The 22,950-nt window shown below is 62.0% G+C and carries 23 protein-coding genes and 1 riboswitch; of the genes, 9 read left to right on the top strand and 14 right to left on the bottom strand.

What is annotated here, in order from left to right; genetic code table 11:
* Positions 1-97 precede the first annotated feature (97 nt).
* A complete protein-coding gene (locus LVE68_RS06450) occupies positions 98-925 on the top strand; it encodes a glycerophosphodiester phosphodiesterase (RefSeq protein ID WP_233006204.1) in 828 nt (275 codons plus the stop codon).
* On the top strand, positions 918-1,829 hold the full coding sequence (locus tag LVE68_RS06445) for an MBL fold metallo-hydrolase (RefSeq protein ID WP_233006203.1): 912 nt from the start codon (positions 918-920) through the stop codon (positions 1,827-1,829). Before LVE68_RS06450 ends, LVE68_RS06445 begins: the two co-directional genes overlap by 8 nt.
* Before the next feature lie 52 nt (positions 1,830-1,881).
* Here the strand turns inward: LVE68_RS06445 and LVE68_RS06440 are convergent, their stop codons facing one another.
* The 3 genes from LVE68_RS06440 to LVE68_RS06430 are packed head-to-tail and all read right to left on the bottom strand — an operon-like array spanning position 1,882 to position 4,014.
* Complete coding sequence (locus tag LVE68_RS06440) at positions 1,882-2,643, bottom strand: ABC transporter permease (protein ID WP_233006202.1); 762 nt, start codon at positions 2,641-2,643, stop codon at positions 1,882-1,884.
* The gene (locus LVE68_RS06435) at positions 2,640-3,596 is read right to left on the bottom strand and encodes an ABC transporter ATP-binding protein (protein WP_233006201.1); all 957 of its coding nucleotides are present in this window, start codon (positions 3,594-3,596) and stop codon (positions 2,640-2,642) included. The genes LVE68_RS06440 and LVE68_RS06435 overlap by 4 nt, the downstream gene beginning before the upstream one ends.
* Before the next feature lie 40 nt (positions 3,597-3,636).
* Positions 3,637-4,014, bottom strand: coding sequence for a hypothetical protein (locus LVE68_RS06430; protein ID WP_233006200.1), 378 nt, complete (start codon positions 4,012-4,014; stop codon positions 3,637-3,639).
* 23 nt (positions 4,015-4,037) lie between these two features.
* Between LVE68_RS06430 and soxR the strand changes: the two genes are divergently transcribed.
* Positions 4,038-4,496 carry a redox-sensitive transcriptional activator SoxR gene (soxR, locus tag LVE68_RS06425; protein WP_233006199.1) on the top strand — a complete coding sequence of 153 codons (459 nt, stop codon included), beginning with the start codon at positions 4,038-4,040 and terminating at the stop codon, positions 4,494-4,496.
* A 55-nt stretch (positions 4,497-4,551) separates the two neighbouring features.
* On the opposite strand, the gene LVE68_RS06420 is transcribed toward soxR, so the two are convergent.
* From LVE68_RS06420 to LVE68_RS06370, 11 genes are all read right to left on the bottom strand, one after another.
* Entirely contained in the window at positions 4,552-4,815 is a 264-nt protein-coding gene (locus tag LVE68_RS06420; RefSeq protein ID WP_441338257.1) for an antibiotic biosynthesis monooxygenase family protein, read from the bottom strand.
* 87 nt (positions 4,816-4,902) lie between these two features.
* On the bottom strand, positions 4,903-5,628 hold the full coding sequence (locus tag LVE68_RS06415) for a dienelactone hydrolase family protein (protein ID WP_233006198.1): 726 nt from the start codon (positions 5,626-5,628) through the stop codon (positions 4,903-4,905).
* A 97-nt stretch (positions 5,629-5,725) separates the two neighbouring features.
* Positions 5,726-6,136 (bottom strand): VOC family protein, encoded by a 411-nt coding sequence (locus LVE68_RS06410; protein WP_233006197.1) that lies wholly within the window; start codon positions 6,134-6,136, stop codon positions 5,726-5,728.
* Positions 6,137-6,141: 5 nt separating this feature from the next.
* Positions 6,142-7,425: a molybdopterin molybdotransferase MoeA gene (moeA, locus tag LVE68_RS06405; protein ID WP_233006196.1), complete on the bottom strand. Its 1,284-nt coding sequence runs from the start codon at positions 7,423-7,425 to the stop codon at positions 6,142-6,144.
* A gap of 89 nt (positions 7,426-7,514) precedes the next feature.
* A complete protein-coding gene (locus tag LVE68_RS06400; RefSeq protein WP_255701161.1) occupies positions 7,515-10,193 on the bottom strand; it encodes a nitrate reductase in 2,679 nt (892 codons plus the stop codon).
* A 2-nt stretch (positions 10,194-10,195) separates the two neighbouring features.
* Positions 10,196-10,591, bottom strand: coding sequence for a nitrite reductase small subunit NirD (nirD, locus tag LVE68_RS06395; protein ID WP_233006194.1), 396 nt, complete (start codon positions 10,589-10,591; stop codon positions 10,196-10,198).
* A gap of 94 nt (positions 10,592-10,685) precedes the next feature.
* Positions 10,686-13,226, bottom strand: coding sequence for a nitrite reductase large subunit NirB (gene nirB / locus LVE68_RS06390; RefSeq protein ID WP_233006193.1), 2,541 nt, complete (start codon positions 13,224-13,226; stop codon positions 10,686-10,688).
* Between the two features lie 290 nt (positions 13,227-13,516).
* A complete protein-coding gene (locus tag LVE68_RS06385; RefSeq protein WP_233006192.1) occupies positions 13,517-15,196 on the bottom strand; it encodes a bifunctional protein-serine/threonine kinase/phosphatase in 1,680 nt (559 codons plus the stop codon).
* A gap of 89 nt (positions 15,197-15,285) precedes the next feature.
* Positions 15,286-16,752, bottom strand: coding sequence for a NarK family nitrate/nitrite MFS transporter (locus LVE68_RS06380; RefSeq protein ID WP_233006191.1), 1,467 nt, complete (start codon positions 16,750-16,752; stop codon positions 15,286-15,288).
* A 222-nt stretch (positions 16,753-16,974) separates the two neighbouring features.
* Positions 16,975-18,045, bottom strand: coding sequence for a CmpA/NrtA family ABC transporter substrate-binding protein (locus LVE68_RS06375; RefSeq protein ID WP_233006190.1), 1,071 nt, complete (start codon positions 18,043-18,045; stop codon positions 16,975-16,977).
* Positions 18,042-18,626: an ANTAR domain-containing response regulator gene (locus tag LVE68_RS06370; RefSeq protein WP_233006189.1), complete on the bottom strand. Its 585-nt coding sequence runs from the start codon at positions 18,624-18,626 to the stop codon at positions 18,042-18,044. Before LVE68_RS06370 ends, LVE68_RS06375 begins: the two co-directional genes overlap by 4 nt.
* Before the next feature lie 662 nt (positions 18,627-19,288).
* A riboswitch (molybdenum cofactor riboswitch) is annotated at positions 19,289-19,497 on the top strand.
* Here LVE68_RS06370 and moaA point away from each other — a divergent pair.
* The 6 genes from moaA to moaE all read left to right on the top strand — a co-directional run bounded on the left by moaA (position 19,486) and on the right by moaE (position 22,880).
* Positions 19,486-20,454: a GTP 3',8-cyclase MoaA gene (gene moaA / locus LVE68_RS06365; RefSeq protein ID WP_233006188.1), complete on the top strand. Its 969-nt coding sequence runs from the start codon at positions 19,486-19,488 to the stop codon at positions 20,452-20,454. It overlaps the preceding riboswitch by 12 nt.
* A gap of 2 nt (positions 20,455-20,456) precedes the next feature.
* Positions 20,457-21,131: a molybdenum cofactor guanylyltransferase gene (mobA, locus tag LVE68_RS06360; protein WP_233006187.1), complete on the top strand. Its 675-nt coding sequence runs from the start codon at positions 20,457-20,459 to the stop codon at positions 21,129-21,131.
* Positions 21,124-21,654, top strand: a complete 531-nt coding sequence (moaB, locus tag LVE68_RS06355; protein WP_233006186.1) for a molybdenum cofactor biosynthesis protein B — start codon at positions 21,124-21,126, stop codon at positions 21,652-21,654. Before mobA ends, moaB begins: the two co-directional genes overlap by 8 nt.
* Positions 21,655-21,658: 4 nt before the next feature.
* Positions 21,659-22,177: a cyclic pyranopterin monophosphate synthase MoaC gene (moaC, locus tag LVE68_RS06350; protein ID WP_233006185.1), complete on the top strand. Its 519-nt coding sequence runs from the start codon at positions 21,659-21,661 to the stop codon at positions 22,175-22,177.
* Entirely contained in the window at positions 22,174-22,422 is a 249-nt protein-coding gene (gene moaD, locus LVE68_RS06345) for a molybdopterin converting factor subunit 1 (RefSeq protein WP_233006184.1), read from the top strand. Before moaC ends, moaD begins: the two co-directional genes overlap by 4 nt.
* Before the next feature lie 2 nt (positions 22,423-22,424).
* Positions 22,425-22,880, top strand: a complete 456-nt coding sequence (gene moaE, locus LVE68_RS06340; RefSeq protein ID WP_233006183.1) for a molybdopterin synthase catalytic subunit MoaE — start codon at positions 22,425-22,427, stop codon at positions 22,878-22,880.
* Positions 22,881-22,950: the final 70 nt, after the last annotated feature.

The following is a 22,950-nucleotide window of genomic DNA, read 5'->3' as shown; positions in this document are numbered from 1 at the left end:
AGTGAGGAGGCCTTCTGCCCCCATGTTGTGGTTTGTCCTTTTCTGCGGCCTATTGGCGGCACTCTGGCTTTACGCACGGGGGCGTCCCGCGCCCCCATTGACGATAAAGTTGCCTGATGCCCCGGTTCCCATGGCGATTGCCCACGGCGATGAGCGCGGCAGTGGCCTTTTCCCCGGCAACACGCTTCTATACATGCGTGAGATGTCCCGCCTGGGCGTCGATGCCATAGAGCTGGACCTGAACCTGACGAGGGATGGCCACCTTGTCCTGATGCACGACATGGAACTGGACCGTATCACCAGTGGCAGAGGCCGTGTGATCGACCATACCCTCGCGGAGCTACAGCAGCTTGACCTGGGCATGCGCTGGACCCGTGACGGCGAGCATTATCCCTATCGCGATGCACCGCTGAGAATCTGTACCATCGATGAAGTGTTCGAGGCTATCCCCGATATGCCCCTGATCATCGAATTAAAGAACAACGACCTGGCCGCCGCCCGGGCCATGTGTGAAGTAATCAGGCGAACGGGCCATCAGCAAAGGGTAATTGTCTCCACCTTCCATAAGCGTGTGATCGATGAATTTCGCCGGATATGCCCCGAGGTCACTACCGGCGCTGCCATGGGGGATGCCATCTTGTTCTATGCCGCCCAGCTGCTGGGATTGGAGAAACTCTTGCGCCCCGCCTACCAGACGATGCAGTTGCCGCTGCGATATTTTGGCCTGCCGGTGATTGGCCCCCGGTTCTTGCGGGCCGCCCACGCGCTGGGCCTGCACGTATCCGTATGGACCATCAATGAGCCCGGTCAGATGGCACACCTCACCAGGCTCGGGGTAGACGGTATTGTTACTGACCGGCCCGACATCATGAAAAATATCAACCGTATTGAATCCAATAATAAGCAGGAGGTTCATAATGCGTAGTCTGTTGAAAACCGCTACTGCGGGCATCCTCGGGACCCTGGCGACCACGGCAGTATCCACGGCGCTGGCCCAGGATCGCTTCGCGGAAGTTGAAATCAGTACCCAGAAAGTCACCGATCATATCCATATGCTGCAGGGCGCCGGTGGCAATATCGCGGTTTTCTCCGGTGAGGACGGCGTCTTTATGGTGGATGACCAGTATGCGCCACTCACCGAGCGCATTGGTGCCGCGGTGGCGGCAATCAGTGACAAGCCGGTGCGCTTCGTAGTCAACACCCACTGGCATGGCGACCACACCGGCGGTAATGAGAACTTTGGAGAGGCAGGCGCACTGGTGGTGGCACACGAGAATGTGCGCAAGCGGATGAGCACTGAGCAGTTTATGAAGCTGTTCGACCGCAAGGTGCCGGCGTCCCCGGCGGAGGCCCTGCCGGTAATCACCTTTACCGATGCGACCACGTTTCACTGGAACGGCGAGGATGTGCACGTGCAGCATGTGGACCCGGCGCATACCGACGGAGACTCCATCGTGCACTTCAGGAATGCCAATGTGATCCACATGGGGGATACTTTCTTTAACGGCAGTTACCCGTTTATCGACCTGTCCTCCGGCGGTTCCGTGGATGGTGTAGTGGCTGCGATGGATAATGTATTGTCCCTGGCGAATGATTCAACCAGAATCATTCCCGGGCACGGGCCCCTCAGCAACAAGGCTGAGTTGAAAGCCCAGCGGGACCTGTTGGTAAAACTGCGTAACCAGATCCAGGCGCTGGTGGACCAGGGAATGAGTCGTGAGGAGGTGATTGCGGCGCAGCCTACCCGGGAATACGACGACCAGTACGGGCAGGGGTTTATGAAGCCGGATGTCTGGACCGGCATAGTCTATGACTCCCTGGCCCGTTAGTCCGGGGATTTGCTGGAAGGAGAAAGTGGCGGCGCAGGCCGCCATTTTCTATTCAGGTCTTGATCCGGTAGCCGGTACGGAATATCCACCAGACACCGGTCAGGCAAAGCAGCAGGAAGAGCAGGGTCATTCCCAGGCTGATGACGACGTTGACATCGGACACGCCATAGAAGGCCCAGCGAAAGCCGCTGATCAGGTAGACCACCGGATTGAATAGCGTCACCTTCTGCCAGAATTCCGGCAGCATATTGATGGAGTAAAAGGCCCCGCCGAGAAACGTCAGCGGGGTTACCACCATCAGCGGGATAATCTGCAGTTTCTGGAAGTCATCGGCCCAGATGCCAATGATAAAGCCGAACATACTGAAAGTGACGGCGGTCAACACCAGGAAGGCGAGCATCCAGAACGGGTGCAGGATATCGTAGTCGACAAAGAAGCGAGCGGTCAGCAGGATCAGCCCGCCGAGGATAATCGACTTGGTGGCTGCGGCCCCAACGTACCCCGCTACTACCTCAAACGCCGACACCGGCGCCGAGAGGACCTCATAAATGGTGCCTGAGAATTTGGGGAAGAAGATCCCGAACGAGGCATTGGAGATGCTCTCGCTCAGAAGCGACAACATAATTAGCCCGGGAATGATAAAGGCACCGTAACTGACGCCGTCGATGTCACCCATGCGGGAGCCGATAGCAGCACCGAATACGATGAAGTAGAGGGAGGTCGACAGCACCGGTGAGGCGATACTCTGCATCAGGGTTCGCCAGGTGCGTGCCATCTCGAATTTGTAGATGGCGCGAATTCCGTACCAGTTCATGGCTGTGACTCCTCTTCCATTGACTCCTCTCGTGCGCCCTTGACCAGCCCGACAAAGATCTCCTCCAGTGAACTTTCCCGGGTGTGCAGGTCGCGGAAATCAATATCGGCGTCATTCAGCCGGCGCAGGAATTCGGTAATGCCGGTATCCTCACTCCTGATATCGAAGTGATAAATAAGTTGCTGGCCGTCCTCACCCAGCTCCACCGGCAGGCCGGCCAGGGCCTCAGGCAGTGCATTCATCGGGCGGGCCAGTTGCAGTCGCAGTTCCTTTTCGCCCATTTTCTGCATCAGGGTGCGCTTGTCGTCCACCAGCACCAGGCGGCCCCGGTTGATCACACCCACACGGTCGGCCATTTCCTCGGCTTCCTCGATGTAATGGGTGGTGAGGATAATTGTCACCCCGGATTCCCGCAGGCCGTGCACCATCTGCCACATATCCTGGCGCAGCTCCACATCGACCCCGGCGGTGGGCTCGTCGAGAAACAGGATCTTGGGCTCGTGGGACAGTGCCTTGGCGATCATTACCCGGCGCTTCATGCCGCCGGAAAGGGCCATGATGCGGCTGTCCCTTTTCTCCCACAGGGAAAGCTGGCGCAGTAGCTTCTCGATATATTCCGGATCGGGTGCCTTGCCAAACAGGCCGCGACTGAAATTGACGGTGGCCCAGACACTCTCGAAGGCATCGGTGGAAAGTTCCTGCGGCACCAGCCCGATTTTGCTGCGGGCGGCGCGGTAGTCGCGAATGATATCGTGCCCGTCTGCCAGTACCGTGCCGCTCGATGGGTTGACGATGCCGCAGATGATGCTGATCAGCGTGGTCTTGCCCGCGCCGTTGGGGCCGAGCAGGGCGAAGATCTCTCCCCGCCGTATATCCAGGTCGACATCCCGCAGGGCGGTAAAGCCTCCCTGGTAGGTCTTGCCAACACCCCTGGCCGAAATAATGGGTTCCACAGAAACTCCTTGCTTGTGGGTGGCTTGTTTGGGGATCCGCTCACTTCGGGATCCAGGGTCCGCGCGGGCTGGCCGCCTGAGCCCTGGTTGCCCAGCGCACCGTCAGGCGCAATGCGGCCCTGCCGATCGCCGCCGTGAATCGCTGAACGCGTTCGCGGGAGTTTACCGGAGCCTTCCCTGCCTGTCCGGAATCAGCCCCGTTTTCCCGGTACGGTGTTGGTGCCACCGGTATCCCGTTACGGTCCCGCTTTGGATTCTTGTGCCCCTGGTTGCCCGGGCCTTTATGGGTAGCCATACCTTCCATCATATCGTTGTTCTCCATGTCCTTGTCATCTGGTGCGGAGCAGTGTAAAACCTCAAGTAAACTTGAGGTCAATGCCTGGATTCCAAAATTCCCGGTAGCGATCAGCAACGCCATCCGGGATTAGCGGGAGGATGCCCATGGGGGATAAATCGTCGCGTGCGGCGCGGGAACTAAGTGTCGGGGAGGTGGCCCGGCGCAGCGGGGTGGCGGTGTCCACGCTACATTTCTACGAGAGCCGGGGATTGATCAGGAGCTGGCGCACTGCCGGTAACCAGCGCCGTTACAGCCGGGATGTCCTGCGACGGGTGGCGGTGATCAAGGTGGCGCAGAGTATGGGAGTTTCCCTGGCGGAAATCAGGGCAGCACTGGATGAGCTGCCGGACGCTCGTACGCCCAACAAGCGCGACTGGCAACGGCTGTCAGCAAAGTGGCGTGCAGAGCTGGATCGCCGCATTGAGCAGCTGCGGGGCCTACGGGATCGGCTGGATGGTTGTATCGGCTGTGGTTGCCTGTCACTGGAAACCTGCCCGATGTGGAACCCCGGCGACGAAGCCGGGAAAGAGGGAGCCGGAGCCCGCTACCTGATGCGGGGGTAGGCCGCGGCCAGTGGCTGTCAGCCAGTGGATTGCTCGCGCATTAACTGGTAATGCTCTACATCGGGAAATGGCTCATAGAAATGATGCAGGAGCGCTTTCCACTCCTGGTAGCGGGCGACTGGCGGAAGCCCTCAGTGTGGTCCTCTAGGGTTTCCCACTGCACCAGCAGCAGGTAGCGATGATCCTTCTCAATGCATTTCTGCAGCTGGTGGGAAAGATAGCCCGGCATGCTGGAGATGATCGCCTGCGCGCGTTTGAACGCGGCTTCAAAGGCGTCGCATTGGCCGGGCCGGATATCCAGCTGGGCGACTTCAAGAATGATGCAACTGTCCTCAGGTCGGCTTCCTTTCGCTTGCGGGCGCTCACGGGAACCTGCACCCGGCGCGCCCGCTGGAATTTCACCCTGTCAGCCGAACAGCTTGCGGTAAAACGCCATGGCGCCGCTCCAGGCATCCTGTCGCGCCTCATCGCTGTAGGCGAGTGGAATGCCGAACTTTTCCCCCCGGCTGGTAGCAGCGGGGTTGGTAAAGCCGTGTTTTACGCCGGGATAGCTGGTGAGTTCGAATTTCACCCCGGCTTTCTGCATTTCCTCGACAAATGCGGCTACCTGTGCCGGCGGGATCATGTCGTCGGCGCCGCCGGTATAGACCTGCAGTTGCGCCTTGACGCTGCCGGGTTCCACCTGGATATCGCTCTCCAGTGCGCCGTGAAAGCTGACCACGCCCTGCAGCGGCAGTCCCAGGCGGGCCATATTCAGCGCCACTGCGCCACCGAAACAGTATCCCTGGGCGGCGATATGTCGCGAGTCGACGGAGTCGTGTTGTTGCAGGATTTCCATCGCCTTGCGGAATCGCTGTTCGATGGCGCCTGGTGCCTCGAGTGCAGCGTTCATCAATGCGCCCGCATCGTCCGGATTGTCGGCCTGCCTGCCGGTGCCAAACATATCCACGGCAAAGGCGGTATAACCGGCGGCGGCGAGCTTGTCGGCCTCCTCGCGGACAAAATCGTTGTGGCCCCACCATTCGTGAATAACGAGGATGCCGGGTCGCTTGCCACTGGAGCTGTCGTCCCAGGCAAGGTAACCGGTGAAAGATTCGCTATCGACTGTGTACTCCACGGTTTCACTGTGCATTCGGGCTCTCCTGTTCTGAATGTGCAGTTGGCGGTTTACCATCGGGGGAATATAGGCGGCAAACCCTGGCAGTCTCAACCCCTGTGCAGCGTTTATCTTAGCTCTCAGTTACGTTTCCCTTCAGCTCCACCGTGTTGCCCTCGGGGTCGCGTATATAGAGTGAGGGTCCCTGGCCACCGGCGCCGTAGCGGTATTCAACCGGGCCCGGTTCGATATTCCAGGCACGCAGGTGGCGGACCAGGGCGGCGGCGTGAAATGGCTCGATCCGCAGGCACAGGTGGTCCAGGTTATGGCCCGACCGCCCGGGGGCTGTTCCGCCCGCACGTCCCAGTTCACTGTCCACCGGTACCAGGTCAATCAGGCTGCTGCCCGCGCGCAGCTGGTAGAGGCCGATGTGCGGCTCTTCCCGCTCCGGGACACAACCCAGTACGTCGACATAAAAATCCCGCATTGCTTCCAGGTCGGTCACGCGCAGGACAACATGGTCGATCTGCAGGATACGGAACATATCGGCTATCCCAGGGGCGGCCGGAAGGGCTCGATGGTGACCCAGTCACCGGTGTCGCGGTCGCCGCTTTCCCGCGCGAGCACGATAAAACAGTTGGCGCGGGAGAGTCCCGACAGGATATGGCTGCCCTGTATGCCGGTGCTTTCCACCACCTGCAGGCCATCACTGTCGCGGTAGGTGAAACCGCGCTGGTAGTCGGTCCGTCCCGGTGACTTGCGAATCGGGTTGAGCAGGCGTGCACGGCCCTGGAAGGGTGCCCGCCGCTCGCTGTCGGCAACGCCCCGCAACTTTTCCAGCGCCGGTAGGACCAGCTGGTAGAGGGTTACCAGGGCGGAGACCGGGTTGCCCGGCAGGCCGAAAAACAGCGTCTCGCCCCCGGCTTTCGGCAAGCGTCCGAAGGCAAAGGGTTTGCCCGGCTTGATCGCCAGTCGCCACAGGTCCAGTTGCCCCAGTTGCTCGAGTACCGCCCGGGTATAGTCGGCTTCACCCACCGACACCCCGCCGCTGGTGATGACTATATCGGCACAGTCGCGGGCGCGCTCGAAAGCGGCGCGAATACTGTCGGGACAGTCTGGCAGGCAGCCGATATCGATGGTCTCGATACCCAGCTGCCGCAGGGCCGCGTCCAGGGCGATACGGTTGCTGTCGTAGATTTCGCCGGGGCCGAGATCTGCAGCGGGGGTTCCCGGTGGTCGCAGCTCGTCGCCCACGGACAGCAGCGCCGCGCGCACCGGGCGCATCACTACCAGCTCCCTTACACCGGCGGCCGCCAGCAGGGCAACATCCGGCACGGTGATTGCCCGGCCCGGTGCCGCCAGCGTATCGCTACAGCGGACATCCTCGCCCCGGCGGCGGATATGGCTGCCGGCGGCGGGAACCGTCTCGGGGACCAGTATTTGTCCAGGCGCCGAATCTCCGGGAGCGTCGCCATGAACCCGGGCGTGCTCCTGCATCACCACCCGGTCGGCGCCAGGGGGCAGGGCGGCGCCGGTCGTGATGCGCACACACTGGCCGGCGAGCAGGGTGCCAGTGAAGGGATGGCCGGCCAGGCTCTTGCCGACCAGCTCATAGCGTTGCGCCTCGCCGCACAGGGCATAACCATCCATGGCCGAATTGTCGCAGGGGGGCAGGTCAACCTGTGCCGGCGCGCGCTCTGCCAGCACGCGGCCGCAGCACTCGCCCAGCGGCAGGGTTTCGGTTTCCCGCAGCGGGGTAATGGTCTGCAGGAGTGCTTCGCGCGCCTGCTCTACGGTAATCAGGCCAGTGGTCAGGCAGGAATCGATGGTCATGGGACTGTCAGCTTCTCAGGGTTACGGCTTTATTCTGCTCTTCCCATGACCTTAGCGCGATTGCCGGAAAAAGAAAATTGGTGGATGGGTCAGGCAACATCCCGGGCCTGCGCTCGCAACAGTGCCGCGAGCTCGGGCTTGCAGGAGCCGCAATTGGTGCCACAGCCCAGCTGCTCGCCGAGTGCTTCCACGCTGGCGGCGCCGTCCCTGATTGCAGTTTCGATCTGCTCCCGGGAAACCTGCATGCAGCTGCAGACCATCGCGGACGCCGGCGCAGCCCGTCGCAACAGCTGAGCCGGCTGATCGGGCAGCGGTTGCAGTAGCCATCGTTCCATTGCCCTGCGGTCCGGCAGCTGGCGCCAGTGGCTGGCACTGAACAGCAGCAGTTGCAGGGTATCCGTATGCACCAGCCAGCGCTCCGACTGCAGCAGCTGCAGTCGTTGCCAGCGCAGTGGCACGCTGTCTTCGGGAACCAGCTGCCGGGCCAGAGCGCGACAGTCTGTCGGCAGCGACAGGGCCAGCTCGAAGCGATCACCGCCCTCACAGGGAACACGGTACCAGTGCAGCAGCTCGCCAGAGGCCGTCATGTCCTCCAGCAGGCCACCGACACGGGCGGCAGTGGCAGGGGGGCAGGCCAGGCTCAGGTAAGCTTTTGCCCTGAGCGGGTGAAGCTGTACCGGCACCTGCTTGAATTCGGGCTGTCCGGAATGGGGATCGGTCACCGCCCCCGCCAGTGCGCTGACGCGGCTGAGGCCGGCCAGGCTCTCGCTCCAGTGAATCGGTGCAAACAGTTCACCGGCCCGCTGCGATGCATCGACCAGCACCCGTGCGCGCATCCGGCCGTGGCTACTGGCAATTTCCGCCAGCTGGCCATCCTCGACCTGGTAAGTGCTGGCATCCGCCGGGCTCAGTCGCAGCTCTGGTAGCTCGGTATGATCCAGCAATTTTCTGGCGCGCGCAGTGCGGGTCATCGTATGCCACTGGTCGCGCAGGCGACCGGTATTGAGCCACAGGGGAAACGACTCGCTGCGGCGCTGGGTAGGTGCGCGGGGTTCAATAGTCACGAAGCGGGCGCGGCCGGAGTCGGTAAAGAATCGCCGATCGGTGAACAGACGTGGAGTTCCGGCGGGGTTGTCCCGGTTGACCGGCCACTGCAGCGGTGCCAGTTGGTCGTATTGGCGCGGTGTAATCCCGGCCAGCGCAGAGATATCGAAGGCCCGCTCACCCCGGTTCTCGAACCCGGACAGGGCGGCGTGCTCGCGAAATATTTCCACTGGCTTCTGGTAGCGGAACGCGTCGCCGTGGCCGAGCCGTTCCGCCAGGTCGCAGATGATCTGCCAGTCGTGCCGGGCCTCCCCGGGCGCGGGCAGGAAGCTGCGTTGCCGGGATATACGGCGCTCCGAATTGGTGACGGTGCCGTCCTTTTCCGCCCAGGTGGTGGCCGGCAGCAGCAGGTCAGCACAGCGCGCGGTATCAGTATTAGCGACGCAGTCGGACACCACCACTAGCGGGCACTGTTGCAGTGCCCGGGTGACGCGGCCGGCATCGGGCATGCTTACTGCGGGATTGGTTGCCATGATCCAGATGGCCTTGATCTCGCCGCACTCCACCGCGCGAAAAAGGTCCACCGCCTTCAGGCCCGGTCGCCGGGCGATATTTTCCGCCTGCCAGAAGCGGCCGACCCGGTCGATATGGTCGGCGCGGAAATCCATATGCGCGGCGAGCATATTGGCCAGGCCTCCCACTTCACGGCCGCCCATGGCGTTGGGCTGTCCGGTAATCGAAAAGGGGCCGCAGCCGGGCCGGCCGATACGGCCGGTGGCCAGGTGGCAATTGATAATTGCGTTGTTCTTGTCGGTGCCGCTGCTGGACTGGTTGACGCCCTGGGAGTAAAAACTGACGGTCCTGTCGGTCTCAGCGAACGCCTGGAAAAATGCCCGCACTTCCCCGGTATGCAGGCCGCACGCCTGGGCGGTTTTTTCCAGCGGCCAGTCAGCTGCCGCGGCCAGCGCTCCCTCGAAACCGCTGGTGTGCTGGTTGATAAACTCGCGGTCCAGGCAACCGGTTGTCGCCAGGTAGTTGAGCAGGCCACTGAACAGGGCCGCGTCGCTGCCCGGGGCAATGGCCAGGTGCATATCTGCCATATCACTGGTAGCGGTGCCGCGCGGGTCAATGACCACCAGCCTCGTCTGCGCCGCCTGCATGCGCTGGAACAGCACCGGGTGGGTCCAGGCAGCATTGGAGCCCACCAGCACCACCAGGTCGGCCTGTTCCAGGTCCTCGTAATTACAGGGAACGGCGTCTGCACCCAGGGCGCGCTTGTAGGCGGCCACTGCCGAGGACATGCACAGGCGGGAATTGGTATCCACATTGCCGCTGCCGATGAAACCTTTCATCAGCTTGTTGGCAACATAGTAGTCCTCGGTGAGCAGCTGCCCGGAAAGGTAGAACGCGACCGAGTCCGGGCCGTGCTCGGCAATGGTTTCGGCAAAGCGCGCCGCCATAAAGTCCATGGCGGTCTCCCAGTCGCAATCTGCGCCGCGCAGGCGCGGCCTCAACAACCGGTCCCGCTCACCCAGTGTCTCTGCCAGTGCCGAGCCCTTGACGCACAATCGCCCCAGGTTGGCCGGGTGCTGCTCATCGCCGCAGGCACTGGTGTTTTCGCCGTCGTCGCCTGCCTCACGGGTTACGGCCACCCCGCAACCCACGCCGCAGTAGGGACAGGTGGTGCACGTCCGGTGCGCGCGGAGAAGCTCCCGCGGTGCCATGGTCAGGGCGAGTCCGGCATGCTGGCGATGACGACGGTATCGCCATCAAATGCGGCAGCAAAGGTGTCGAGGCGGATCCCCGGATCCTCCAGGCACTGGCCATCGCGCAGGCGGAAATGCTGCTTGTAGAGGGGCGAGGCAACCGTCAGTTCACCATCTACCTCGGCGATTATGCCCCGGGCAATCACGCCGGCACCGGCGATCGGGTCCCAGTTGTCGATGGCGTAGAGCTGCTGCTCGGCATGGGGAATAAAAAATAAGGCGATGCTCCTGCGGGGCGCTAATGGCCCGGCCGCAGAAACATCGCCTACGAGAACACACACTCCGGAATCGGCAACCAGGTCTGATCGCTGGCAGACCGGCTGCCATGGAGTGGGGGTTATGGCAACTTCTGTCATTATTTATACTCCAGAATGCAATGATTGTGCAGCAAAATTCGAAAATTAATTTAATTGCGCCGTTTTGGTGCAGTTTGCTGGAAAACAGCCGCGCTCAAGCGGGCTCGGCGATCTTTACGACCTCTTCTTCACGGGCGGGTCGTGGCTGGCCACGCTCTTCCACGAAAACGATTTTTTCATCCGGTTCGTCGGTATTCACAAACTGGCGGAAGCGCTTGAGCATCTCCGGATCGTTGATGGCCGTTTTCCATTCACACTGGTAAGTGCCGACCACGTTCGCCATCTGCACCTCCAGTTCCTCGCCAAGGCCCAGCTTGTCGTCAATGATGACCTCGCGCAGGTAGTCGAGCCCGCCCTCGAGGTTTTCCAGCCACACTGAAGTGCGCTGCAGCTTGTCGGCGGTGCGGACATAGAACATCAGGAAGCGGTCGATATAGCGCACCAGGGTCTCGTCATCCAGGTCGGTGGCGAACAGGTCCGCGTGGCGCGGGCGCATGCCGCCATTGCCGCAGACAAACAGGTTCCAGCCATTCTCGGTGGCGATTACGCCCACATCCTTGCTCTGCGCCTCGGCACATTCGCGGGTGCACCCGGATACCGCCATCTTGATCTTGTGCGGTGAACGCAATCCCTTGTAGCGATTCTCGATATGCAGGGCCATGGCAACACTGTCCTGTACCCCGAAGCGGCACCAGGTACTGCCCACGCAGGACTTCACCGTGCGCAGTGACTTGCCGTAGGCGTGCCCGGTTTCGAAGCCGGCCTCAATCAGCTCCCGCCAGATCTCGGGTAGCTGTTCCAGCCGGGCACCGAACAGGTCGACGCGCTGGCCGCCGGTGATCTTGGTGTAGAGGTCGTATTTCTTGGCCACCTGGCCCAGCACGATCAGCTTGTCCGGGGTGATTTCGCCCCCGGGTACCCGCGGTACCACCGAGTAGCTGCCGTTCTTCTGCATGTTGGCCATAAAGGTGTCGTTGGTGTCCTGCAGGCCCACATGGGGCCTGTGGTGGATATGGTCATTCCACAGGGAGGCGAGGATGGAGGCCACGGTGGGCTTGCAGATTTCACAGCCGCGACCGCTGCCATGCTTCTGCAACAGGTCCTCGAACGTACGGATTTCTTCCACCTGGACAATATGGAACAGCTCCTGGCGGGTAAATTCAAAGTGCGCGCACAGGTGGTTGTTGACCTCCATGCCCAGTGCCGCGAGCTCCTCGTCGACAACGTTTTTCAATAGCGCGGAGCAACCACCGCAGCCGGTAGATGCCCTGGTGACATCCTTGACCTCACCCAGTGAACAGCAACCCCCTTGCACCACATCGACAATCTGGCCCTTGCTGACATTGTGGCAGGAGCAGATGGTGGCGGTTGCGGGCAGTGCCCCGGCACCGAGTGTGGGGGCGTCGCCGTCCGCGGCGGGCAGGATCAGTTGCTCCGGGTGCTCCGGCAGGTCGATATCGTTCAGGTGATACTGCAGCAGCTGGTCGTAGTCGCCGGTGTCACCCACCAGCACGGCGCCCAGCAGCTTCCTGCCGTCGCCGTCAGTAATTATGCGTTTGTAGATGCCGCTCTGTTCGTCGACAAAAGTGATTGCTGCGGCGCCCTCGGCGCGACCGTGGGCATCGCCGATGGATCCTACCTCAACGCCCAGCAGTTTAAGCTTGGTGCTCATGTCGGCACCGGTAAAGCTGGCCTCCTCACCGCAGAGCAGGGAGACCACATTGCGGGCCATGGTGTAACCGGGAGCCACCAGGCCATAGATGAAGTTTTCGTACAGCGCACACTCGCCAATGGCGAAGATATTCCCGTCGGATGTGCGGCAGGATTCATCGATCACGATACCGCCGCGCTCACCGAGTTGCAGTCCGGCGGCTTGTGCCAGCTTGTCTTCGGGGCGGATACCGGCGGAGAAAACGATCAGGTCGGTGACCAGTTCGCGATCATCCTTGAACTGCATACGCAGGCGACCGCTGTCTACTTCCTCGATCAGTTCGGTAGCGGTGCTGGTGTGGACAGTTACGCCCAAGTCCTCAATCTTGTCTTTCAGCAGTCCGGAACCGCCCTCATCCAGCTGGATACCCATCAGGCCCGGGGCGAACTCCACTACGTGGGCTTCCAGTCCCAGTTCTTTCAGCGCGTTGGCAGCTTCGAGCCCCAGCAGGCCACCGCCGACAACGACGCCGGTGGTGGCGTTTTCACTGGCCGCGCGAATCGCGTCCAGGTCCTCAAGCGTGCGGTAAACGAAGCATTTCCCGTGCTCATGGCCGGGAATCGGTGGTACGAACGGGTAGGAGCCGGTGGCCAGGATCAGGCGGTCATAAGTTTTCTCCACACCGCTGGCGGAAGTTACGGTCCGCTTTTCCCGGTCGATGGAGACTGCGGCATCGTTCAGTAGCAGGTCGTAGCCCCAGTCGCGGTACTGGTCGATCCTGCCCAGCGCCAGGTCGTCGGCGCTGCGGCCGGCAAAATATTCAGACAGGTGCACGCGATCGTAGGCCGGTCGTGGCTCGGCGCAGAAGACGGTGACCTCGAACAGTGCGTTCTCGGGGCGCGCAGCCAGCTGCTCAAGGAAATGGTGGCCCACCATTCCGTTGCCGATAACGATTAGTTTTTGCTTAGCCCGCGGTTCAACCATGTGAGTTCCTGCCGTGTTGTCTCTGAATGATCCGGCAGGGTGGGGCGGGGAGGGTGGTGTAGGCACGGCCTCTACCCCTTCTGCCGAAGGGTACAGGCGCCGTTGCCTCGTAAGGGATTTTCTGTATTGGTGTAATCAGGGATTCAAGGATTGTGCCAAACGCGTCTCACCGGTTTATGCGGGTTTGCCGCTGCTGCCTGTGACTGGTGTGCGGCAAGCTGGTGCAGGGGCGGCCGGGTTGCACCGCGTTGGTGCCGGCAGGGTGTTGCGCAAGGTTTTGTTCCGGTTTGTCACTGCAGGAAATGCAGCAGGTGCGAGAGCAGTAACAGCAGTGCTACGAGCTGCCAGAACAGCAGCGGGTTGCGCTCCATCAGTGGCGCGCTGTCCGCGTGGGTGAACTCGGGGTTGGGTGTGTGCAGGTCGTGGACAAACTCCGACAGGGCCGCGTAGCGATGGCGGGGGTTGGGATGGCAGGCCCTCTGCAGGGCCCTGTCGATCCACAACGGTAACTCCGGGCGGTGATTCCTGGCTGGCCGATAGTGGAGCGCGCTGTAGTTGTGCAGCCGGTAAAGCCGGTCGCCTGCTCGCTCGCGATAGGGATAATGGCCAGTGAGCAACTCATAGGTGATTACCCCGAGGGAAAAAATGTCTGATCGGTGACTGGCGGCATCGCCGAGAAAGTATTCGGGAGCAATATAATTCTTGCTTCCCGGGACCCGGTCGCTGCGATGGTGCAGGTGCTCCCTGAGTCCTGCCGCATTTGCGCCGCCCAGGTCGACCAGCTTCAGGCGTCCGTCGGCGGAGATCATGATGTTCTCGGGTTTCAGGTCGCCGTGGATAATCTCCATCCGTTGCAATCGTCGCAGTGCACTGACCAGTTGCTGCACCAGTTCCCGCACCTGCTCGATTGGCGGCGCCGGGTTCAGTTCCAGCCACTGGCGCAGGCTCTGGCCCTCGACATATTCCATCACGTGGTAGAGGAACTGTTGAGACGCCGGTGGGGCATAGATGCGCACGATACCCGGGTGATCCAGCCGCCTGCCGGTCCATTCCTCGGCAATAAAGTTCTCTATGTAGGCCGGGTCATCAATAAAATTGGCCGACGGTGTCTTGATGACACGCAGGGCACCACTGCCGATATCGCGGGCCAGGTAGAGCTGGCTGCGGGCACTGGCGTGCAGCTCCTGCAGGACCAGGAAACCATCGAGCCGGTTGCCGGGGCGCAGGTCCGGGGGGAAGGGCAGCCTGTCGCGCTGCCCCAGCAGGTCCTCGCTTTCCGGTTCCGGGCACACCCGGACACGGACCACAGCTGCGCTCAGGTTGTCTTCCGAACCGGCAGCGAGCGCCGCGTCCAGAAGTGCCCGGGCGGGGTCGTCGGTCTGTGCTCGCAGTATTGTCGCGATGCGCGCCGGGGCCAGGTAGTCGTGCACCCCGTCGCTGCAGACCAGGAAGATATCGCCCTGCTCCAGCTGCTCACAGCGGTAGTCCACCTCAATATGGGCGTCCATACCCAGGGCGCGGGCCAGGAAGGTGCGGTTGCGTCCTAAAGCGCGGCTGTGGTCACAAGTAAGGCAATCCAGGGTGTCGCCGCGCAACCGGTAGATACGGGAGTCGCCGATATGGATCAGGTGGGCACTGGCGCCCTTGAAAATCACGCAGGAAAATGTGGTCAGCCAGCCCTGGCGGAGTTCCCGGCTGCCGCCGCCCTGGCGGTAGAGCCAGCTGTTCAGTGCGTGCAGCACCCGCGCGGCCGCCTGTTTGACGGACCAGGTTTCGGGCGTGCTGTAGTAGTCGGACAGGAACCCACTGATCGCCGCGCGCGCCGCCTCACCGCCGGCTTCGGCACTGGCAACCCCGTCTGCGACCGCTGCCAGGGCTCCGCGGAACAGGCGTGCGGAGCCACTGGGCGCACAGACCGCACATGCATCATCGTTATGGACCCGCCGTCCGGCACAGGAAGCGCTGGTCATGACCAGCGCTTCCTGCCGCCTGTCATCCGCCCTGGCTCGGCTGTCTGTGCCTTGCGGGACGTGCGTGTCGGTCGCGGAAGGCATGGTATTCAGGTCACATCGATCAGTGAGACGCTGCCATCCGGCAGCACTTCCGCCATCTGCCCCTGCGGTTCCTCCATCAGCAGGAGCACGGCAAAGCCCACCAGCGCGGTGGCGGCAATCACCAGGAAGAAGGCTTCGTAGGAAACCAGGCTCAATACCGTCAGGTAAAACACTGCCCCCACATTGCCGTAAGCGCCTGTCATGCCGGCAATCTGTCCGGTAAGGCGCCGCTGGATCAGGGGCACCACGGCGAAGACCGCACCCTCACCGGCCTGCACGAAAAAGGAACAGCCCATGGCGGCGGCCACGGCCAGTAGCAGTGGCCAGGTGCTGTCGATCTGGCTCATCGCCAGGTAACCCGCCATCAGGCCCAGTATCAGGACCTGGAGCGTGGCCCGGCGACCGAACCTGTCACTGAAAAGGCCGCCCACCGGGCGGGACACCAGGTTCATGAAGGCGTATCCGGAGGCCAGCAGCCCGGCCCGCACCGGGTCGAGGCTGAAGGTTTCGGAAAAAAACAGCGGTAGCATGGAGACTACCGCCAACTCAGAGCCAAAGGTGGCGAAATAGAGCAGGTTGAGGATCGCGACCTGCTTGAACTGGTATCGATGCGCGGGCGCCGGTGGTGTCTGCAGTACCTCGCGGTTGATTTCCCAGCAGCGGCGGGCGTCCAGGACATAGAGGAGTACCAGCGCCGTATAGACCAGGCTGGCCCAGGTTCCGTCCAGCAAGGCTACCCCCGCGGGGGATAACTTCCAGGTGAGCAGGGCCAGGGCGGCGTACAGCGGCAGTTTCATCACCAGCAGCAGGGCAAAGTCGCCGCGGCTGGTGACCTCCATGCCGCCCATCCTGCGCGGCTTGAAGTAAGTCGATCCCTTGGGGGTGTCGGTCACACTGCGGTAGTACACAAAGCTGTATCCCAGCGCGAGTACGCCGGTGAGGCCGATTGCGTAGCGCCAGCCATCATCACCGCCGAACAGGAGGGCAATCGTGGGCAGGGTTATGGCTGCCGCCGCCGAGCCGAAATTACCCCAGCCGCCGTAGATTCCCTCAGCCGTGCCCAGCTGTCGGGCCGGGAACCATTCGGAAACCATGCGGATCCCCACCACAAAGCCAGCGCCGATAAAACCGAGGAGCAGGCGGCCCAGGGCCGCCTGCACGAAGCTGTCAGCGAGGGCGAAAATAAAACAGGGAATGCTGCCAACTGCCAGCAGTATGGAGTAGGTCAAGCGTGGGCCATAGCGGTCGGTGAGCATTCCGATCACGATACGCGCGGGAATGGTCAGTGCCACGTTCAGTATCAGCAGCGTCTTTACCTGCCCGGGGCTTAACGACAGGCTAGCGGAGATTGCCATCAGCAGGGGCGCGTGGTTAAACCAGGCAAAAAAACTGATGAAAAATGCCACCCAGGTGAGGTGGAGAATCCGTATATTCCCGCGGAATGAAAACAGGTTCAGTGATTGGCTGGACATGGTTGCTTCCTCTTATCGCTGTGCAATGCGGGCATGCCGGTCGATATCCTCTGGTCTCGATGGCACACCGCGCGCGGCCGCGGGCATAAAAAAAGCCCACGGGTGCAGCCTTGGCTGCGGCCGGTGGACTTCGTTGTCCAGGTTTCTAGTTTTCTCTGTGAGCGGCATTCGCCGCTTTAATTTCCTGGTGCCGGTGCAATTTGCCGGGCACGCTGTCCGGGTTCAGTGCTTGCCGAGATAATCCAGCACCTGCTGGTACAGCTCCTCGCGGAAAGCCCCGGCAGCTTGCGGGGACACCGGTGAGAACTTGCCGCATAGCTCCAGCAGTTGCGTTGCCTTTTCCCGGGTCGGGCGCCCGCAGTCGCTGTCGGTGTGCGCAAACAGGTGCCAGCCGGGATTGGCTGCCGGGGGCAGGCCATGTTGACAGTGCAGCTGGTCATTCAGTGAGGGGGCCAGGCTGTCGGCATCCAGGTCCAGGTAGTGTTGTTGCGCGAGCAGCGCCACCGCATCACGTCGCTGGGCGCGGTCGCCAAGCCAGGTGCAGGCCTGCAGCAATGCGGCGCGCAGGGCCAGGTGCGTCTGTGGGTGCCTGGTGTGCCAGCCCGCAGTAACGGCAAGCACTTTCTCCGGCATGGCCGGCAGCAGGGCATTGCAGGCTGCCACGATTACGCCCAGTCCCCGTTGTGCGGCAATGGTGTTCCAGGGTTCACCCACGCAGTAACCATCGATATCACCCCGCTGCAGTGCCGTTACCATCTGTTCCGGCGGCAGGATATGTAGCTGCAGGTCCCGGTCGGGATCGATACCGGCCAGGCGTAGCCAGTGGCGCAGCTGTAGCGTGTGGCTGGAGTGGGGATAAACCGTCGCCAGTTTCAATGGCGGGGCCGACGCGGGCTGTGCATGCAGGTAGTCCCGCAGTGCCGCACCGGTGGTGCTGCTATCGCCCCCACCGTTGCCCAGTCCGAGTGACTCGAAAAGGTTCTGCGAAAGCGTAATGGCGTTGCCATTGCAACTCAGGATCAGGCCGGTCAGTAGTTGCTCCTCGCACTGGGGCAGGGCCTGTGACAGGGTCAGCGGCATGGGGGCGAGCATGGCTGCACCATCGGCGACGCCGCTGATCAGGCGATCACGCAGAGTCGCCCAGGAGGTTTCCCGCTGCAGTTCCACCGTCAGGCCAAACCGGGCAAAAAATCCCTCCTCCTGCGCTACTACCAGCGGCGCGCTGTCGGTCAGCCGCAGGTACAGCAGTTTGATATGTCGCTTTTCCAGGTGCAGTGGTGAGGCTGGGGTCATGACTGGGACTGTAAGTGGTTAATGATCTGTTCCGCCACCGCGAGCATGGTGGAGTTGCTGTTCATGGCCAGGTTGCGCAGGGTCTTGTGAGCCGCCTGTTCATCGAGGTTTTTCCTTGCCATCAGCAGGCCCTTGGCACGCTCGATGGTCTTGCGTTCATGCAGTTGTTGCTGGGTCCGCTCCAGGGATGCGCGCAACTGCTGGTAGCTGCGAAACTGCGCCATGGCGATCTCGATCGCCGGTGTCACGCGTTCGGCACTCAGTCCCTCGGCCATATAGGCACTGACTCCGGCCTCCACAGCACTGGTAATAAAGTCAGCGCCCCCGCGGGCGGAGAACATGGCCACCGGGGTGGGGTTCTGTCGATTGATGATCGACAGGCTCTCCAGGATATCCCGGTCCGGTGACTCAATATCGATCAGGACAATATCCGGACGATGGTTATCCACCTGTTGCAGCAGGCCGGCAGCACTATTCAGGTGCACGAGCAGGCGGTAACCGGCAGCGCGGAGCTGCCGGCAGACCATTTCTGCTCGTTCTGGCTGGTCGTCGACCAGCATGATGCCAAGGGGTTCGTTCATTGGACCTGCTGTTGTCTCACCGTCTTGTCGCTTGAGTCTTTCTGGTTCCGGGTGTCACTGGTTAAATCGGTGCAAGCGCAGTGCCAGACCGCACCGGCTGTTACTGCGGGAGGCTGGGCCGGGCAGGCGCCCACAAAAAAGCCCGGCGATAAATCCTGTTATCGCCGGGCCCCGTTGCCTGTGGTATTGGCAATCAAGAATCATACCAATTAAGGCAAAGCACTAAATGCCATGGTCCGTGCGTGAAGCCCCGTGCTATTTTGGGTATTGGCCCGGGGCAGTTTGCGCCGTTTTGGTGCCAGCCTGCCTGCAAAGTGTTTTTTTGGTGCGAGCCGTCCGGTATGGCGCGTGCGGTGACCCGGGAGTGGGCACTCGCAGATGCGCGCCGGGGATACCGTAACAGGCAAGTTCGCTTTGTGCGGGTATTGGGGCGCCACTCGGCTGGCCGGGCCTGGCCGATCTATGGCATAAAGCTTGCGTGCTATGGATCGGGTGGCTGCCTGTGGAATTGCCGGCACCCCGTGAATTCGCCGGGAGAGGTAAATCGAAGAAACCGGATATTTCCTTTTGTTGGGAATATTTACTTCGGGAGCGCCTTTTCCGGAAACAGAAACAATCCTGACAGGAGAGAGCGTCCCGAGCAGGACAATAAAACCACTGATACCGATCACAAACACCGAGCCCGTTTCCCTAAGTCCGGCCCAGCCCATGAGTACCGGGGCTGGATAGGGGAGTCGGGCCGTGGCCACCAGTTGGCGGAACTTCCACACTGGCCGGGCCACCAGGGTCGGCGGAGAAATCCTCCGGCCTCCCGAGAGCCTGCAATCCCTGCGGGCTCGCTGACTTGGAAAGGCGTTTGATGCTTACAGACAACCATGGGCGCAGGTTCTATTACCTGCGGCTGTCCGTCACAGATGTCTGCAACTTCCGTTGCGACTATTGCCTGCCCGATGGGTACCAGGCGACGGACAATTCCCCCCACCTGGGCACTGCGGAGATATCGACCGTGGTGCGCGCGTTTGCCAGCCTCGGTACGCAGAAAGTGCGGCTGACCGGGGGTGAGCCCTCCCTGCGTGCAGACCTCCCGGAAATCATTGCCGCCACCAAGGCCACCCCGGGTATCCGCCGGGTCGCGGTGACCAGCAACGGCTACAAGCTGCCACGGGTGATCGGCCAGTGGTGTGACGCCGGCCTCGACCAGCTGAATATCAGCATCGACACGCTGGACCCGGCGGAGTTTGCCGATTTTACCGGGCATGACTGCCTGCCGAGGGTACTGCGCGGTATCGAGCAGGCCCGGGCGCTGGGGCTTGAAGTAAAGGTGAACGCCATGTTGCTGCAGGGCGGCGCCGACCGGCGCCTGCGTGAGTTCCTGGGCTGGCTGCGGCATACGCCGGTGACATTGCGGTTTATCGAGTTGATGCGCACCGGTGACAATCGCGAGTTTTTTGCCAGCAACCATATTCGTGGTGACGCCGTGGAGCGGGAACTGGTGCGGGATGGCTGGCAACTGGTAGAGCGGCCACGGGATGCCGGGCCTGCCCGCGAATATCGTCACCCGGATTACCTCGGCCGTATCGGTTTTATTACCCCGTATAGCGAAGATTTCTGCGATAGCTGCAATCGGCTGCGGGTGTCCGCCCAGGGCCGCCTGCACCTGTGCCTGTTCGCCGAGCACGGCATTGACCTCTATCCCGAAATTGCTGCCGGCGACAGTGCTGCCCTTGCGGAGAGGATCCGCCGGGAAATCGGTGCCAAGGAACCGAGCCACTACCTGCAGCAGGAACAGGTCGGCGCAACCCGTAACCTGTCAATGCTGGGGGGCTGATCGTGGCCGATACACGTACCAGTATTATCTGCCCCGTGGTGCTGGCTGGCGGAGGGTCCCGTCGCATGGGGCAGGACAAGGCGGCGATGGTGCTGCCCGGCGGAGAAACGCTGTTAGAGCGTGCGGTGGGGCATCTGGAGGAGTTGCGCCGGCAGTTTCCCGCTCGCTGGCTGGCTACCAGGGTCAGTGGGGCAGCCTGGGGCGGGGTGGCGGATATCGGTTCGTCGCGGGGACCGGTCAGTGGGCTGCATGCGATTGCCGAGGATCTGGCCGGGGTGCTGGAACCGGCCGCTGGGGGCGCGGGACCGCCGGCAATCCTCGCTGTCCCCGTCGACATGCCGCTGTTGACAGTGGCCCCGCTGGCAGCCCTGTGCCGTGCAGGTGTTGGGAACGGTGCCCGTGCACTCTGTTATGAGCGCCTGTGGCTGCCGCTGTGGCTGCGCCTCGACGATAACGCCCGGGATTACCTGCGGGATGTCTCCGCCGGCCGGGGGGACGCCTCCCTGCGACAGCTGGTTCACCAGCTCGGCGGTACAGAGTTACCGGTGGGGGAGAGTGGCTGGCAAATGAATGTTAATTGCCCGGCTGAATTCAGCCGGCTGCTGCGTATCCTGGGATCTCCGCAAACAGGGATCCCCGGCCGTGGGCGAGAATTACAGGAGAGTATCCATGACTGATCACACCAACGAAACTACCGCAACGGTACCCGTGCCGCTCAATGTGGCAGTGCTGACCGTATCTGATACCCGCACCGGGGACACGGATACCTCGGGCCAGTACCTGGCCGAGGTACTGCGCGCCGCAGGCCATAACCTGATGGAGCGAAAGATCGTCCCGGATGATGTCTACCAGTTGCGGGCCCAGGTTTCCCTGTGGATAGCGGATCCCGCCGTCCAGGTGGTGCTAACCACTGGTGGTACCGGTTTCAGTGGTCGCGACTCCACCCCGGAGGCCCTGCAGCCGTTGTTCGACAAGCAGGTTGAGGGGTTCGGGGAACTGTTCCGTGCAGTGTCGCTGCAGGAGATCGGTTCCTCCACAATCCAGTCCCGCGCACTGGCGGGCCTGGCCAATAACACACTGGTGTGCTGTGTGCCTGGTTCCACCGGTGCCTGCCGTACCGCGTGGGAGCAGATACTCTGCCAGCAGCTGGATTCCAATTTCCGGCCCTGCAACTTTGTAACGCACCTGCAGCGAGGGTAAGCGCATGGAATTGACGCACCTGAACCAGCGCGGTGAAGCCAGCATGGTCGACGTCACTGACAAGTCGGTAACCGACCGGGGCGCCCGTGCCGCTGCAGAAGTACGCATGAGTGAGGCGGCCTTTCGGCAGCTGGCGGAGGGTAATAACCGCAAGGGTGACGTGCTCTCGGTGGCACGCATTGCCGGCATCCAGGCGGCGAAAAAAACCGCCGACCTGATTCCCCTGTGTCATCCGCTGGCGCTGAGCAAGGTCCAGGTGGAGTTTGCGTTGGACCCGGATCATTGCTCTGTCCGTATCCGCAGCTTCTGCCGGCTGGCGGGGCGCACCGGGGTGGAAATGGAAGCCCTGACCGCAGCATCGATGGCGGCACTGACCATTTATGATATGTGCAAAGCGGTCGATCCGGCCATTGCCATCGGCAATATCCACCTGCTGGAGAAATCCGGGGGCAAACATGGACACTGGACGTCACCACAGGGTGATGCGGAACCCGGACTGGCAACCGCGGAGGAGCACTGGTGATTCGCATACTTTTTTTTGCCAGCCTGCGGGAAGAGCTGGGTTGCGAGCAGCTGGAGCTTCCCGTGGCTGGCATGGGTGACATCAGCCAGGTCAGGGCAGCCCTGCAGCAGCGCGGGGAAAAGTGGGCGGTCGCGCTCGGCCGCGGGAACCTGCAGGTGGCCCTCAACCAGGCCCTGGCCGGGGACTCGAGCACGGTGAAAGCCGGGGACGAAGTGGCTTTCTTCCCACCGGTGACCGGGGGGTGACGGTGTCGGTTGAAGTCAGGGTACAGGAGCACGAATTTGATACCGGCGCCGAGTTCGGGCTCTTGCGTGCGGACAATCACAGTGACGGCGCCACGACGATATTCGTCGGTTCGGTGCGTGATTTCAACAGCGGGGACCCGGTCACGGCACTGGCACTGGAGTACTACCCGGGAATGACGGAGAAGGTACTGGCGGATATCGGGCAGCGTGCGCTGGAACGCTGGTCCCTGGGGCGGGTGCGGATCCTGCATCGGGTGGGCCAACTGGTTCCCGGTGACGATATTGTATTTGTGGGGGTGACCGCCCCCCACCGCCAGTCGGCCCTGGATGCATGTGGCTATATCATCGACCTGCTAAAGACCGAAGCACCTTTCTGGAAAAAGGAAAGTGGCAGCGGTAGGGCGCGGTGGGTGGAATCTCGTGCCAGTGATCACGAGGCCCTGGAGAAGTGGCGCTGACAAATTGGCTGTAATGGAATGGCAAGAAATGATAGAAAGCTCGCCAATGGCACCTGAATGTGAGGCTACC

Source organism: Microbulbifer sp. YPW16, assembly GCF_021290385.1.
Lineage (GTDB): Bacteria > Pseudomonadota > Gammaproteobacteria > Pseudomonadales > Cellvibrionaceae > Microbulbifer > Microbulbifer zhoushanensis.
Note: the sequence above shows the minus strand (reverse complement) of the source record. Positions and strands in the feature narration are given on the sequence as shown.

Excerpts from the sequence above, each read along its gene's own strand:
- LVE68_RS06445 (WP_233006203.1), top strand. The coding sequence starts at position 918 with ATGCGTAGTCTGTTGAAAACCGCTACTGCGGGCATCCTCGGGACCCTG.
- LVE68_RS06440 (WP_233006202.1), bottom strand. The coding sequence starts at position 2,643 with ATGAACTGGTACGGAATTCGCGCCATCTACAAATTCGAGATGGCACGC.
- LVE68_RS06430 (WP_233006200.1), bottom strand. The coding sequence starts at position 4,014 with ATGGCGTTGCTGATCGCTACCGGGAATTTTGGAATCCAGGCATTGACC.
- soxR (WP_233006199.1), top strand. The coding sequence starts at position 4,038 with ATGGGGGATAAATCGTCGCGTGCGGCGCGGGAACTAAGTGTCGGGGAG.
- LVE68_RS06415 (WP_233006198.1), bottom strand. The coding sequence starts at position 5,628 with ATGCACAGTGAAACCGTGGAGTACACAGTCGATAGCGAATCTTTCACC.
- LVE68_RS06410 (WP_233006197.1), bottom strand. The coding sequence starts at position 6,136 with ATGTTCCGTATCCTGCAGATCGACCATGTTGTCCTGCGCGTGACCGAC.
- moeA (WP_233006196.1), bottom strand. The coding sequence starts at position 7,425 with ATGACCATCGATTCCTGCCTGACCACTGGCCTGATTACCGTAGAGCAG.
- LVE68_RS06400 (WP_255701161.1), bottom strand. The coding sequence starts at position 10,193 with ATGGCACCGCGGGAGCTTCTCCGCGCGCACCGGACGTGCACCACCTGT.
- nirD (WP_233006194.1), bottom strand. The coding sequence starts at position 10,591 with ATGACAGAAGTTGCCATAACCCCCACTCCATGGCAGCCGGTCTGCCAG.
- nirB (WP_233006193.1), bottom strand. The coding sequence starts at position 13,226 with ATGGTTGAACCGCGGGCTAAGCAAAAACTAATCGTTATCGGCAACGGA.
- LVE68_RS06385 (WP_233006192.1), bottom strand. The coding sequence starts at position 15,196 with ATGACCAGCGCTTCCTGTGCCGGACGGCGGGTCCATAACGATGATGCA.
- LVE68_RS06380 (WP_233006191.1), bottom strand. The coding sequence starts at position 16,752 with ATGTCCAGCCAATCACTGAACCTGTTTTCATTCCGCGGGAATATACGG.
- LVE68_RS06375 (WP_233006190.1), bottom strand. The coding sequence starts at position 18,045 with ATGACCCCAGCCTCACCACTGCACCTGGAAAAGCGACATATCAAACTG.
- LVE68_RS06370 (WP_233006189.1), bottom strand. The coding sequence starts at position 18,626 with ATGAACGAACCCCTTGGCATCATGCTGGTCGACGACCAGCCAGAACGA.
- moaA (WP_233006188.1), top strand. The coding sequence starts at position 19,486 with ATGCTTACAGACAACCATGGGCGCAGGTTCTATTACCTGCGGCTGTCC.
- moaB (WP_233006186.1), top strand. The coding sequence starts at position 21,124 with ATGACTGATCACACCAACGAAACTACCGCAACGGTACCCGTGCCGCTC.
- moaC (WP_233006185.1), top strand. The coding sequence starts at position 21,659 with ATGGAATTGACGCACCTGAACCAGCGCGGTGAAGCCAGCATGGTCGAC.